Source organism: Companilactobacillus muriivasis (genome assembly GCF_036246245.1).
Classification (GTDB): domain Bacteria; phylum Bacillota; class Bacilli; order Lactobacillales; family Lactobacillaceae; genus Companilactobacillus; species Companilactobacillus muriivasis.
This window is the reverse complement of the sequence record NZ_BTTQ01000006.1, coordinates 119,098-132,849: the sequence shown is the minus strand read 5'-3', so window position 1 is coordinate 132,849 and position 13,752 is coordinate 119,098. Positions and strand designations below refer to the sequence as shown.

9 protein-coding genes and 1 pseudogene are annotated in these 13,752 nt (G+C 38.7%); 5 read left to right on the top strand and 5 right to left on the bottom strand.

The annotated features are described in order from the left end of the window. The first annotated feature begins 105 nt into the window (after nt 1-105). From AAA923_RS08210 to AAA923_RS08200, 3 genes are all read left to right on the top strand, one after another. Nucleotides 106-1,002: an ABC transporter ATP-binding protein gene (locus AAA923_RS08210; RefSeq protein WP_338216236.1), complete on the top strand. Its 897-nt coding sequence runs from the start codon at nt 106-108 to the stop codon at nt 1,000-1,002. Continuing rightward, nucleotides 995-2,218, top strand: coding sequence for an ABC transporter permease (locus AAA923_RS08205; protein ID WP_338216234.1), 1,224 nt, complete (start codon nt 995-997; stop codon nt 2,216-2,218). Before AAA923_RS08210 ends, AAA923_RS08205 begins: the two co-directional genes overlap by 8 nt. Before the next feature lie 330 nt (nt 2,219-2,548). Next, nucleotides 2,549-5,434, top strand: a complete 2,886-nt coding sequence (locus tag AAA923_RS08200; protein WP_338216231.1) for a glycoside hydrolase family 84 protein — start codon at nt 2,549-2,551, stop codon at nt 5,432-5,434. Nucleotides 5,435-5,560: 126 nt separating this feature from the next. On the opposite strand, the gene AAA923_RS08195 is transcribed toward AAA923_RS08200, so the two are convergent. Further along, nucleotides 5,561-6,280 carry an MIP/aquaporin family protein gene (locus AAA923_RS08195; protein WP_338216230.1) on the bottom strand — a complete coding sequence of 240 codons (720 nt, stop codon included), beginning with the start codon at nt 6,278-6,280 and terminating at the stop codon, nt 5,561-5,563. 928 nt (nt 6,281-7,208) lie between these two features. Between AAA923_RS08195 and AAA923_RS08190 the strand changes: the two genes are divergently transcribed. Together AAA923_RS08190 and AAA923_RS08185 are read left to right on the top strand one after the other, a co-directional pair. Further along, nucleotides 7,209-8,153: a D-2-hydroxyacid dehydrogenase gene (locus tag AAA923_RS08190; RefSeq protein ID WP_338216228.1), complete on the top strand. Its 945-nt coding sequence runs from the start codon at nt 7,209-7,211 to the stop codon at nt 8,151-8,153. A 652-nt stretch (nt 8,154-8,805) separates the two neighbouring features. Beyond that, the gene (locus tag AAA923_RS08185) at nt 8,806-9,120 is read left to right on the top strand and encodes a hypothetical protein (protein ID WP_338216227.1); all 315 of its coding nucleotides are present in this window, start codon (nt 8,806-8,808) and stop codon (nt 9,118-9,120) included. 349 nt (nt 9,121-9,469) lie between these two features. Here AAA923_RS08185 and AAA923_RS08180 read toward each other — a convergent pair. From AAA923_RS08180 to proB, 4 genes and pseudogenes are all read right to left on the bottom strand, one after another. Then, nucleotides 9,470-9,928: pseudogene (locus AAA923_RS08180) on the bottom strand (GNAT family N-acetyltransferase); the annotation flags it as partial. Continuing rightward, nucleotides 9,909-11,156: a glutamate-5-semialdehyde dehydrogenase gene (locus AAA923_RS08175; protein ID WP_338216224.1), complete on the bottom strand. Its 1,248-nt coding sequence runs from the start codon at nt 11,154-11,156 to the stop codon at nt 9,909-9,911. The gene AAA923_RS08175 and the pseudogene AAA923_RS08180, both read right to left, overlap by 20 nt. Nucleotides 11,157-11,980: 824 nt before the next feature. Further along, entirely contained in the window at nt 11,981-12,406 is a 426-nt protein-coding gene (locus tag AAA923_RS08170) for a MarR family winged helix-turn-helix transcriptional regulator (protein ID WP_338216222.1), read from the bottom strand. A 531-nt stretch (nt 12,407-12,937) separates the two neighbouring features. Then, a complete protein-coding gene (proB, locus tag AAA923_RS08165) occupies nt 12,938-13,750 on the bottom strand; it encodes a glutamate 5-kinase (protein ID WP_338216220.1) in 813 nt (270 codons plus the stop codon). Nucleotides 13,751-13,752: the final 2 nt, after the last annotated feature.

The following is a 13,752-nucleotide window of genomic DNA, read 5'->3' as shown; positions in this document are numbered from 1 at the left end:
ATCTCCCCCAAGACATGTTAAATATCATGCTAACACTGATATTGTGGTCCAAGCAAAGAAATATTTTATACTGTATAATTCGTCTTATATATAGGAGGAACGCTTATGCTCAAAATCCAAGATATTAGTAAGAATTTCGGATCATTGCAAGCTTTGAATGATGTCTCATTCGATGTAGCGGACGGTCAGATTATGGGATTAATTGGCCAAAATGGTGCCGGAAAATCGACTACTTTTCACAGTATTTTGAACTTTCTAAATTATTCAGGAACAATCACGTGGAATGGTCAACCGATAACTGAGCCAGTCTTTGATGAGATTGGTTATTTGCCCGAAGAACGTAGTTTGATGCCCAAACTAACGATTGAACAGCAGATTGTTTATTTGGCACGACTCAAGGATAAATCGGCCAAAGAGATTCGCCCTCAAATTAACACGTGGCTACAACGATTTGCGGTTAAGGGAGACAAGAAAGATAGAATTAAAGACTTATCAAAAGGGAACCAGCAGAAGGTGCAGTTGATTTGTACGTTAATTCATAATCCTAAATTAATTATCTTGGATGAGCCATTCAGTGGCCTTGATCCAGTTAACGCCGACCTTTTGAAGCAATCCATTTTGACTGCTAAAGAGCAGGGAGCTGCCATTATTTTCTCTAGTCACGATATGGAAAATGTTGAAGAATTGTGTGACAGACTAGTTATGTTGCGTAATGGCCAAGTTGTTTTACATGGAACTGTTCGTGAGGTTCGCCAATCATTTGGTAAAACTAGAATTTTAGTCACAACGGATTGGACGAAAGAAAAGTTAGAAAACTTGCCACACGTCATTAAAGTTGAACGTCACGAGGAAAAACGTTTCGTCTTAGATTTAGATGATGAAACAGCCGGTGAAGAAATTTTTGATAAGTTGACTCAAGGTAAATATATCGAAGAATTCAGTCAGCAACCACCAACTTTGGATGAAATTTTCCGTTTGAAAGCAGGTGAAAAAAATGAATAAACTCTGGATTGTTACGATGGAAACATTTCTACGCCAAATCAAGTCGTGGAGTTTCGTACTATTAATTTTAGGACCATTCTTGATGTTTGGGATTTCCATTGGTGCCGGTTATATGAGTGCTCAAAGTAACCAAGGTGCCGATAAGATTGCTGTTATCAGTAATCAGCCACAGTTGCGCGACAGTTTTATCAAGAGCAATAAAGACGATGTCAATAAATCAGTTACTGATAAAAAGACAGCTACTAAGAAAATGAATCATAATAAATTAGCTGGATATTTGGAATTAGAAATAGTTTCTGGCAAAGTCAGTGCCCATTATACGGGGACGACCTCACTAGGAACGGGAACGAAGTCGCGTATCAATAGTTATTTAATGCAGACACAGCAACAATTAAATCTTGCCAATGCTAAATTAACTACCGGCCAAATTCAAACTTTACAACAGCAACCAGTTTTGAAAGAGTCAATTAAGAAGAGCACTGGAACGGCGAATATAGCTAAGCAGCTTTCATTTTGGATCACAGTTGTTATGGTTTATATAATTTTAATTACCTATACAACCATCACCGCTCAAGAAATTGCTTCTGAAAAGGGTACTAAGATTATGGAAATTATTTTCTCCAGTACTACAGCCGTGAAGTATTTCTTGGGGAAAATCTTTGGAGTAATGTTAGTGATTTTGACACAAGTTCTAATTTATCTATTAGGTGGTTGGGGAGCGTACATCTTTGCCCAAAACTCATCCCTAACTAAGCCATTTATGCATGAGTATCAACCATTGATCACATCAGTTTTTAAAAACTTATTAAGCGTCAATCTAGTTTATTTGTTGCTAGGTGTAGTAATTTATACAATTTTGGCCGCATTTTCCGGAGCATTAGTAGCCAAAGCAGAAGACGCTTCAAAGGCAGCTCAGCCAGTGATCATGTTGAATCTAGCAGCATTCTTCATCACCTTCCCATTCCAAAATAACCTCGATTCGATGGTGGTAAAGGTACTTTCTTACATTCCATTTTTCTCAACATATTTCATGCCATTAAGAATAATCAACAACGACGCATCGACACTAGAAATTGTCTTATCGCTTGTGATTTTAGCGTTAAGTATCGTTCTCTTGGCAGGATATATTGGAAAAATCTATCAAGGATTGATGTTACAAACAGACGATTCAAGCTTCTGGAAGAGATTTAAGAGAGGAGTATCGTATACTAAATAGTTCAGTATTTAACTAAAATTTCGAAAATTAAACTAGACGGAGGATGCCAGAGATTGTACCAGCTATGCAGGTATTATTAGGGCGAAAGCCCTGATAATACGGACGACTTTTGAGACGTGATTTTCGGCTCAAAATCGAGGCGCGAGACCTTGGCTCGCACCGGTCCCATAGCAGGTACAATCTCTGGCATCCGGAGGCGGCAATAAAAATAAATACCATTATATTTGCATATTAAATTGCATTTATAGTGGTATTTTTTATACAAAATGTATATGAAAGCGTTTTGCATGCAGGTATACTCCACGTATAGAGGAAAGGGGTATTAAATATATGTCTGCAAAACAGAATCAACATGAGGGTTTCAGAAGTAGTCAAAAGCTGTTTTTACTCGGTGTGACTACATTCAGTGCAATGCTAGTTTTCATCAGTTCATCTACCACAGTTCACGCTGATGAAACGGATACAACGGTTTCCACAAGTACGAACGAGACTGATATGGCAACAGCTCCAACTGATCCTAACTCCAAAGAAACAGATTCGACAGCAACAGACAATACTAGTGATACCAAAAAGGTGAGTGCCTATTATGAAGTTCAGGCATCCTCCGATATTGCGGCTGAACAAGCACAACCAGTCGCAACTAAATCAACTAAGGCGGTGACAACAACTATCGGCAATTCAGTTGAAGATACACAGACTTATCAAGCAATTCAGAAGACTACTGACACGATGAATGCCAATCAAGTTAACGTTGACCAAGCATATTTTGGACTGGCCGGGGATAAAGTAGTTGATCAACAGTTGGCAAATATGGACGCGACAACAGCGGCTAAATTGAATGATGACGGCTATTTAATCAAGAGTGGCGTAGTTGATAATAAGAAAACTTTGGTCGTTCAAGGAAAAGATGCCACCGGACTATTTTATGGCATCAATCATGTGAATAATCTAATCGCTAAAAAATCCGATTTATCCAAAATTAACATTTCCGAATCACCCCAGATGTCAATTCGTGGTGTGATTGAAGGATTTTATGGAGAACCTTGGTCACAACAAGCCCGTAAAGACTTGTTCAAATTCATGGGTGATCACAAAATGAATGTTTATATTTATTCACCTAAAGATGATGACTACTTGCGGAAGAATTGGAAAGAACTTTATCCACAAGATAAACTTGACCAAATTAAAGATTTGATTGCTGCAGCTAAGAAGAACCATGTACAATTCGTTTATACGTTATCACCTGGTAATGACATTACATATTCTAGTCAAGAAGACTTCGACAAGACGGTTGCCAAGTTAAATCAATTGAAGTCAATCGGTGTAACCCAGTTTTACATTGCGTTAGATGATATTCCTTTGGGGATGACAGATGCCGATGCAGCAATTTTTAAGAATCATCCCACAACTAACTATCATAATAATCCGTGGTCAGGTTTGGCTGATGCGCAGGCCTTTTATGTGAACAAGGTCCAAAGAGATTATGTTAAGAAAAATAATTTACCTGACCTCTGGTTAGTGCCAACTAATTACAATGGTTCTAAGCAAGATCCATTCAAAGAAGCTCAAGGTGAAGCTTTGGATAAGAATATTCGTGTGCAATGGACAGGTGAAGGGGTCTTTTCAGGCGATATTACGAATGAATCAGTTGAAAAAGCTAAGGAAACATATCACACAGACCACATTTTTATTTGGGATAACTTTCCAGTAAACGATTCAGACCAAGAACGTTTGTATCTCAATCCAGTTAGAAGTAGAAGTAAAAAGCTTTATCAAATCATGGATGGGTTCACAAGTAATCCAATGGTACAGCCTTATGCTTCATGGATTGGCTTATCTAGTTATGGTGATTACATGTGGAACGCTGACAAATATAATCCAGATGCCAATTTACAAGACACGATTCGAGAACTAGCTGGTGATGATCCAGAAGTAGTTGTCGCAATACAACAGTTCGTTGATTTGAATCAATATTGGAATTATGCGACTGAAGAAGACCAAGTGCATGCGCCAATCTTATCAAATTTTGTGAATAAATTTGAACAAGCAGACTATGGCACGGTAGCTTATCAAGAGGCCAAAAAGGATTTGTTGGACCGCTTGAATATCATTAGTAACATGCCAACGACATTGCAGAAGATGAAGACAAGTGGTTTTTATAATGATTCGTTGCCATGGATCAATGCTGCTAGTCACTGGGGGAAAGCGATGATTGCAAGCGTGGAGATCATGGACGCAATCAAGAATAATCAGACTGACAATTTGAGTACTAGTTTCAGTAATCTCAATGAACAAGTTAAATTAGCCAATGAGAAATCTTTGCCAGACAATCGGACTGGAAAAACTGACTTAGTACTGACACCAACAGTTGGTGATGGCGTGTTTGAAAGTTTTGTTGCCAAAGCTAATCAAGCGGTCGATGGATATTTGGGAATAAAAGCCTTAGTTGCGGGTACAACTCAAGTAACGAGCGAAGCGACAACTAACATTTCCCAAAATGGCGATTATGCTCCAAGCAATATGAATGATAATAATCTTAATACCAAATTTTGGAGTAATCGCAGTGTCAAAACCGGCGATACGATTACTGTGGATTTGAAAGAAAGCCAAGAGATTCAAAGAATCAATCTACATCAAGGTGTTTCCGATGATGTAACATCAGGTGACATTTTTAAATCAGCCACAATCTATGCCGGAAATTCAGCTGACGGGAGCGATAAAGTTGCCATTGGCGAAGTGACACCGACTGGAAATTATCAATTAGATTTGAATCAGCCAATTAAAGCCAGATATATCTTTATAACAGCCACAAGCGATTCAGACAGTTGGCTCCAAATTAGAAATATTTCTGTTTTCGGTAAGACCGGTTTAAGTATCAATAATATTCAAACAACCGATAACTCAAGTTCTAAAGGGATGTTTGATGGAACGGTTGAGACAGCATTCACTGGGACACTAAGTGACAGTCAAACGACCGGAACAATTGAACAAACCTTCGAATCAACTGATGCTAAAACAATTTATCTAGCAGGTAAGGTGAGTGGGACTATCTATGTCCATCAAAATAATAAATGGCAAGAATTGGGTCGAGTTGAAAGTAATCAATCATTAACCCAACTAAAAGTTGAAGGTGGGTCGATTGATGGCATTAAGCTGGTGATCGATAGTAATACATCTGAGTTTGTAATTAATGAATTTGGGTTGAGTAGTAAATAAGAGAGGGAAAACCTCAAGTGTATTTGCACTTGAGGTTTTTTTGCTGCATGTAACAGATACAATAACCGGAGGCGGAAACAAAAAGGACAACCTGCTTTTCAGTAGATTGTCCCAAGATATCATTATTTAAAAGAATAGTCCGTAAATTTTAATAGCAGAAATACCAGCAAGGATTGGAGCAACAACTGGAACCCAACTATATTTCCATTGGGAAGAACCCTTTGGATTTAAAGGTAATAATGCATGCAATACACGAGGACCAAGGTCACGTGCAGGGTTCAAAGCTGGACCAGTAGGACCACCAAATGAAATAACCAAACACATAACCAGGAATCCAAGTCCGATAAAGTCGGCACGAGGGTCGATATGATCAGAAGTTAATGCTACGGCACCAAATACCAAGATAAAGGTACCGATAAATTCGTTAATGAAACCGTTAAGACGACTGTTTTCAGCATCGATTGTTGAGAATGTACCAAGGATACTTTCAACATTTTCTGTTTTATTATAGTAAGGCTTGTAGGCAGCCACAATTAACAATTGACCAAAGATGGCACCTAAGAATTGAGCAATTAGATATGGACCAACTTCAGACCATGGAAATTGGCCGTTGATAGCTAATCCCAAAGTCATAGCTGGGTTGATTTGACCACCAGAGACAGGTCCAAACATCATGGCCGGAATCATAACACCGATACCGTAACCAAATCCGATTAAAATCCACCCACCGTGGAAACCTTTTGTTCCTTTTAATTCAACGTTGGCAACTGAACCATTACCGAGGGCAACCATGATAGCTGTTCCGATAAATTCAGCGATACAACGTGCTAACAATGTATAATGCATAATTAATACTACCCCTAAATTTAATTAATTTGTCTCATCATGACCTATACTATCAAGCAAAACACGAATATTAAAATTCACTCAGAAATGGGTTAAATCATATAAATTCGTAATAATTTGTCTTTGGTGAGTGAATATTTTCTAAAATTCACGTAAAAAAATTGCTCCATCAATAATGGGCAACTTCCACTAACATAAATAGTAAAATAAATCAAATAATGAGCAACGTGTAATATTGTATCATACATTCCGAATATTTTTTGTCATTTTCAGAAAAATCAACAAGTTTTTACTTTAGGGGTTTTCCGCCTACGGGTGAGATGGATGAAGTCCGCTGTGGGACCGGCTCGAGCCGAAGTGCGGTCTCGACCCTCGGTTTTGAACTTCGCAAAATGCGCGAATTTCAAAACACGTCCTGTGGTGTAAGAACGGGAAGAACGCCCGTCCTAACACCACTGTCACTGCAGGACTCCATCCATCTCACCCGTAGGCTAGTTTGTTTATTGACTGGAGTGTATTTTGTCTTGCAGGGTTCACGTAAGATTGAGTAGAGTTCATTTAGTATATAGACACATAATCAAAATCTTAATGAAATTATTTATAACAATAGGAAATAAATGAGTCGGAAGGACTGAGAATACGTACCCGCTGTGGGTGTGGCGTTATGGCTTTAGCCATTACACCACCGGGCGAGTTTGGAGACTTACCGAACTTTGGTAAGGCTTCAAACCGAGATTCGAGACCGTACTGTGGCTCGAATCGGTCCGCATAGCAGGTGAATATGCTCATCCCTGGAGTTTTTCAAAAAAATGGCATTACTTTACTTGGAATTTAACTATCAAAAGATATAATTGAGTTATTATTCCGGTGACAAGAGTTAGTCTCTTTCAACCTTTGGATAATTAAATCCTAAAAACGAGGTAGAAAAATGAAGGTTCTTAGTTTAGTTAATTTAACAAAGAAACAAACAGAGAAGATTCAATCAATCTCTGGTATCGATTTAAAAGTCGTATCTCCTAAAAAGGTTACTCCTGAAGATCTCGATGGAGTCGAAGTTTTGTACGACTGGTCAAATACTTTGAAAGATGCCGTTTTGAAGAGCGATACTTTGAATTGGATTCAAGTTGTTCGTGCAGGTGTCGACGCTTTGCCTTTGCGTGAATTGAATGAAAAAGGTGTTATTTTAACTAACGGATCCGGTGCCAATGCTATCAATATTGCGGAACAAACTTTGACTTATATGTTGATGTTCATGCGCCGTATGAATTTGACTGCTAGACATCAAGATGCCCGTGAGTGGAAACAAGACGATGGTTATGATGAAGTTTATAACAAGACCGTCATGATTGTTGGCGTGGGCCACATTGGAAAATTGATTGCTCAATATGCCAAAGCTTTGGGAATGAAGACAATCGGTGTCAGAAGAACTGATCAAGACGCTGAATATATTGATGAAATGATTCCGATGTCAGAAATGAAATCTAGAATCAATGAAGTTCACTTTGTTGTCAATGCTTTGCCAGATACCGAAGAAACTATTGGTATGTTTGATGAAGAATTGTTCAAAGCTATGTCTAAGAAAGCTTATTACATCAATATCGGCCGTGGAAAAACTACTAAGATGGACGATTTGATTGCTGCCTTACAAAATGAAGAAATTGCCGGAGCTGGTTTGGATGTTACAACTCCAGAACCATTGCCAAGCGATAATCCATTGTGGGATATGAAAAATGTCATCATAACACCACATGATGCTGGCAACAGTGTTCACTATGAAGAACGAGCCTTCGATATTTTCAAGCGCAACTTGAAGTCATATGTTGAAAATGGCGAAGTTGTTATTAATGAAGTAAACTATTCAACCGGTTATTAGGTGAGTGGTGCCGCCGAAGGGTGCGAGGGATAAAGTCCGCTGTGTGGACCGGATCGAGCCTGGGGTGCGGTCTCGACCCTCGATTTTGAGCTTTGCACAAACCGCAAATCTCAAAATCATCCATGTGCTCGATATATTAAATAGATAATTAAGTGTAAGTTCTGAGTAAATGTTAATTTATTTACTTGGAACTTTTTTCGCATATCAAAAAGGTTTGTTCCCTAAACTAAGCTACTGAATCATATAAATCATATATTGTTGAAGGTTGTAATTTTTTTAAAGTACTAAATAAATTAGTTGAAAGAGCTGAGGGTATTCATATGCAGCGAAAGTGGCGTTATTGCTTTAGCAATTACACCACCGGGCGTGTTGGAGACTTTTCGGCCTTTGAAAAGGCTTCAACCGAGGTTCGAGACCGCTCTTTGGCTCGGGCCGTTCCGCGCAGCAGATGAATACCCTCAGCTCTGGAAAAGGCATACTTTAACCAGATAACGTTTTCAAAGTGAAATAGTGTTGAGAATTAACCCAGATGTATTAAAATTAAGTTAGATACGTGAAAGGAAAAATAATGTCATCTGGTGATTGTTTTATAGGATTCATGCTTGTTTTCTTGTTTTGGTTATTATTATTAATTTTGGAAATAATATTAAACATGAGAAACACGATTATAGAATTATCTTTCTTTTCTGATGAAAAACTAAATACTTTAGATAGTGATCTAAATAAAAGATTCGGTGTTCGTTTTCAGGCTCCATTTGAATTATTGGAGTTTTTGATAGTTGGATATATTGTTTATGTACTATTAACGGATTTACGTTTCCAAGGGATTCAATTGGATGCTGGTTCGTTAAATCAAATCCTGTTCTTCTTTGCGATTGTCACAGCAGTGATGGTCGGGGATATGTTGTTGATTGCTAAAGATTTACATATTTATAAGTTTATTAAGAATTATGTGGCACAATCTTAAGAAGAGAGTGGAGACAGGGCGGTTAGCTCCCGAGCATTTTCGTGGTTTTGTGAATTGCACGCTGAACTTGCGGGCGATTTACAAAATCATGAAAAGCGGAAGGAGTTGCCCTGTCGGAACTCGTTTTAGAGCCACTGCCTATATATAATCAAAAAAAGAACTGTATCAATCACAAATGATTGTTACAGTTCTTTTTGACTATAAATTATTATTCATCATCTTCAGGATGCTCTTTAAGCCAAGCATCAGCGTCTTTTTGACTCTCGAGATGCTCAACGGGTATATCTTTAATAGCTTCAGCTAAATTTTTCTCGGCCACTTCTCTTGATGTAGAATTAATTTTCTTTTCCATTCTAATCATATCCTTCAAAATTAGTTTATTTTCGATAATTGGTTCATCGTAATTATCCACAAAGAAGTTACGATCAATGTTAACAACTCGAAAGCCACATTTTTGATAAAGGTAAAGCTGTGCAAAACTTGTACTACCTGTACCAATTTCAATTGTATGATATTGCCTTTTTTCAGCCCAATCAAGTGCAAACCGAATTAACTTTTCGCCTAAACCTTGATTTTGAACCGATTCATCCACAGCAATATTCACAATTTCCACTGTTTCGGGTCTGGTATCGAGCATTAATAGCACGCCTAATAGTTCGTCATTGTGCACAAGTTCAAATTTGTAAGCTCGGTCAAGATAACTATCCACAATTTTTCGAGACGGATCAGCATCCAAGAAAAGCTGATAATGTTTGGAAGTGATTTTTGTAATTGTTTGAATTTTAAAATTATTCTCTGATTTGTCCATCGCCTTGTACCAGATACTTCGTAGTAGTTAATTCGTTGGCCCCCATGGGACCTCTGGCGTGAAGCTTTTGAGTACTGATACCAATTTCAGCTCCGAAGCCAAATTGTTGTCCATCAGTGAAACGAGTTGAAGCGTTTGTGTAAACCACCGCAGCATCGATTTGTTTCATGAATTTGCGACTGGCTGAATAGTTTTCAGTGATGATTGATTCACTGTGTTTTGTATTGTATTTGTTGATATGTTTGATAGCGTCATCGATTCCGTCAACGATTTTAATAGCAATGATGTAATCGTCGTATTCGGTGCCCCAATCTTCATCAGTAGCGGGCACAATATCAGGAACGATTGCTTTGGCTAGAGTATCGCCACGGACTTCAACGTTATTGGCACGCAAGGCATTGTAAAGTTTTGGCAAAAATTGATTAGCAATATCCTTGTGAAGGACAACTTTTTCAGCCGCATTGCAGACAGAAGGGCGTTGGACTTTGGCATTGATAATAATCTTCAAGGCCTTTTCCAAATCAGCGTCTTTATCAACGTAAATATGACAGTTGCCGGCACCAGTTTCGATAATTGGCACTTTAGCTTTGTTGACGACCATCTTGATAAATTTACCGCTACCACGAGGAATCAAAACATCGATATATTCAGTTAATTCCATCATCTTCTGGGCTGTTTCATGACTGACATCGTCAATCAATTGGACAGCATCAGGAGTGATACCGGAATCTTTCAAAGCCGAACGAAGTGTTTCTGACAAAATAATGTTGGAATTGATAGCTTCTTTACCACCACGCAAAATAACGGCGTTACCAGCTTTAAAACATAGACCAGCAGCATCAACAGTCACGTTAGGGCGAGCTTCATAAATCATACCAATGACACCCAAAGGCACACGCTCTTGAGTAATATCGAGGCCAGTTACAGTTTCCCAACCACGTTCAACTTTGCCGATAGGGTCAGGTAAGTCCATTACTTGACGTAAGCCGTCGGACATATCGTTGATACGATCCGGTGTTAATAAAAGACGGTCGATCATCGCTTCTTTAATGCCATTCTTCTTAGCATTAGCAATATCTTCTTTGTTAGCATCAATAATCTTTTTAGTGTTGAGTACCAAAGCATTGGCCATGTTTAATAAGGCATTATTTTTCTTTTGAGTACCAAGTTGACCTAATTCAAAAGCTGCACTTTGGGCATTTTGACCCATTTTTTCTAGATCTGTCATGATTTTTTCACTCCTAAAACTGTTTTTAAATATGCCGCCTTCGGGTGCCGGTGAAATGGTAGTCCACGGTGAGAACCGGTCCGAGCCAAAAGGCGGTCTCGAACCTCGATTTGAATCCTTGCCAAAGTTCGGCAAGTATCCAAAGGCGCCCTGTGGTGTAACGGCTAAAGCCGTTACACCACCTCCACCGTGGACTACCATTCACCGGCACTCTCCGGCTAGGTTATTTGTATATAGTTTTGTCATCAGAATAATGACGATAAGTAAATGTGTTAATTGCGAAAGAATTCCAGTTTATGAAATGTTATCCGCTTTCAATATTTAGATATGTATCTCTAGTATACACAAAAAAGCACTCATCACCATTGTGAGTGCTACAAATAGGAAAGATTTTGAACTCATTGAATTTGTATCAATTCATATTCAATTAAAGTAAAATCAAACTCAATTATAAAAAAAGCGGTTTTGTCATTTAAAAAGTTAATCTAGTCTCCGTGTGTGAGGAATCTGCCAGCAGTGAAGGTGTGATATAAGGACGTAAGTCCTTACATCACGGGACGACTTTTGAGACGTGGTTTTCGGCTCAAAAGCGAGGTGCGAGATCGTACTTTGGCTCGCACCGGTCCCACAGCAGGCAGAATTCCTCACACACGGAGACGGCAGTATAGTAGATTAATTTTTCAAAGGACAAAAAAATAGCGGACGGCTGTATCCACTATTTTTAACGTCTAAGTAATATTTTGTTTTAGTTATCGTTGATTAATATGTTGCCGTCAACGTAGTATCAATTTAGCACTAGTTTATGTTGCCGTCAACATAATTACTCACTTATTTAAATTTTTTGCAATTCTATCAATCATTTCAATAAACAAGCGTTGTTCTTCTTCACTCAAACCATTAGTTGCACAACACTCTGAAGTGACCCAAATTTCTTCAACTTTCTTAGCTAAGTCATGCCCATGCTCAGTCAAACTAACGAGGGTAACGCGCTTATCTTCAGTAGATTTTTCCGTATGAATGAGATCACTACTGACCATACGGCGGACGGATTTGGCAATTGTTGAATGGTCGACACAGAGTTCTACGACAAGCTTGTTTTGAGAAACTTGCCCATGTTTTAATAATTCCAATAAAATCATATCTTGACCAGGATAGAGGCCAAGAGGACGCATTTTTTTAGTAACTTGATTCTTATAACTGTTTATAAGGTTAATAATGGCTTTTTCAATTGGAAATTTTGGATTCATCATTATCGCCTCCTAATAGTTAATTGTTTCCTTCTCCAGAACTGAGCGTATTTACCTGCTATGCGGACCGGTTCGAGCCACAGTGCGGTCTCGAACCTCGATTTGAAGCCTTGCAAAAACCGCAAGTCTCCAAACTCGCCCGGTGGTGTAAGAGCTAAAGCTCTAACACCACTGTCACAGCCGGTAAATACGCTCAGTTCTTCCGACTAATTTATTTCTTTTAATGTCATATAATCAGTCGAAAGAATTTGTAGCATCTCGGTAATGGACTTGATTGTAAATTGTATGGCACGAGTATTATGCTGACAGTATTCTGTAATAGTACAATTTCAAAACTAAAAAATACACTAGCCGGAGGTCATCAGTAATATAGTCCAGCAGTGAAGGTGGCGTTATTGCTTTAGCAATTACACCACGGACGACTTTTGAGACGCGGTTTTCGGCTTAAAATCGAGGCTCGAGACCGAACTTTGGCTCGAACCGGTCCTCACAGCAGGACTATATTACTGACGACCGGAGGCGGATCAGACGAACTTATTCGTTTGATTTAGAAAATAATGTACCAACTGGATCGCCTGACAAAATATTAAAGATGATGTCAGGATTCTTACCGTTTGTTAATACCATCTGCTGATTGTGCTTTAAAATGCGTTCAGCGGCTTTTAATTTAGTCGTCATGCCACCAGTACCATATTTTGTTCCGTGACCACCAGCGGCTGCGATAATGGCAGGGCTGATAGAATCAATTCTGGGAACTAGTTGAGCATCGGGAACTTTTAAAGGATTGGCTGTGAAGAAGCCGTCGATATCTGACAACATAATTAACAAGTCGGCATCTACTAAATTAGTTACAATGGCAGAAAGTTGGTCATTATCGCCAAATTTTGTGTGGTGGTCCAATTCGGAAACGGTGACTGTATCATTTTCGTTGACGATTGGAATAGCATTATCCATTGAGAGCAATTCTTGGAAACTGTTCATCACGTTGGTGTGACTTTCCGGATAATCGATTATATCACGAGTGATCAACATTTGGGCGACTGACATACCGTATTCGTGGAAAGCTTCATTATAAATCTGCATCAATTCGGCTTGACCGACAGCAGCAACAGCTTGTTGTTTCGAAATTTTAACCGGACATTGATCGATTCCTAAAACTCCCATACCGACACCAATAGCACCGGATGAAACTAGGACGACATCTTTGCCTTCTTTTTTGAGGGTGCTCAAAACTTTGGCAAGTTCTTTGATAACATTTAAGTTGATCTTGCTATTTTGACGAATTAAAGTGCTTGTGCCAATTTTGACAACGATTCGATCAGCATAGATCTGACGCTTATTTTGCATTT

What these genes read in the sequence shown, in the direction of transcription:
- AAA923_RS08185 (WP_338216227.1), top strand. Translation starts at nt 8,806, where the DNA reads ATGAGAAACACGATTATAGAATTATCTTTCTTTTCTGATGAAAAACTA.
- AAA923_RS08200 (WP_338216231.1), top strand. Translation starts at nt 2,549, where the DNA reads ATGTCTGCAAAACAGAATCAACATGAGGGTTTCAGAAGTAGTCAAAAG.
- proB (WP_338216220.1), bottom strand. Translation starts at nt 13,750, where the DNA reads ATGCAAAATAAGCGTCAGATCTATGCTGATCGAATCGTTGTCAAAATT.
- AAA923_RS08190 (WP_338216228.1), top strand. Translation starts at nt 7,209, where the DNA reads ATGAAGGTTCTTAGTTTAGTTAATTTAACAAAGAAACAAACAGAGAAG.
- AAA923_RS08210 (WP_338216236.1), top strand. Translation starts at nt 106, where the DNA reads ATGCTCAAAATCCAAGATATTAGTAAGAATTTCGGATCATTGCAAGCT.
- AAA923_RS08195 (WP_338216230.1), bottom strand. Translation starts at nt 6,280, where the DNA reads ATGCATTATACATTGTTAGCACGTTGTATCGCTGAATTTATCGGAACA.
- AAA923_RS08205 (WP_338216234.1), top strand. Translation starts at nt 995, where the DNA reads ATGAATAAACTCTGGATTGTTACGATGGAAACATTTCTACGCCAAATC.
- AAA923_RS08175 (WP_338216224.1), bottom strand. Translation starts at nt 11,156, where the DNA reads ATGACAGATCTAGAAAAAATGGGTCAAAATGCCCAAAGTGCAGCTTTT.
- AAA923_RS08170 (WP_338216222.1), bottom strand. Translation starts at nt 12,406, where the DNA reads ATGATGAATCCAAAATTTCCAATTGAAAAAGCCATTATTAACCTTATA.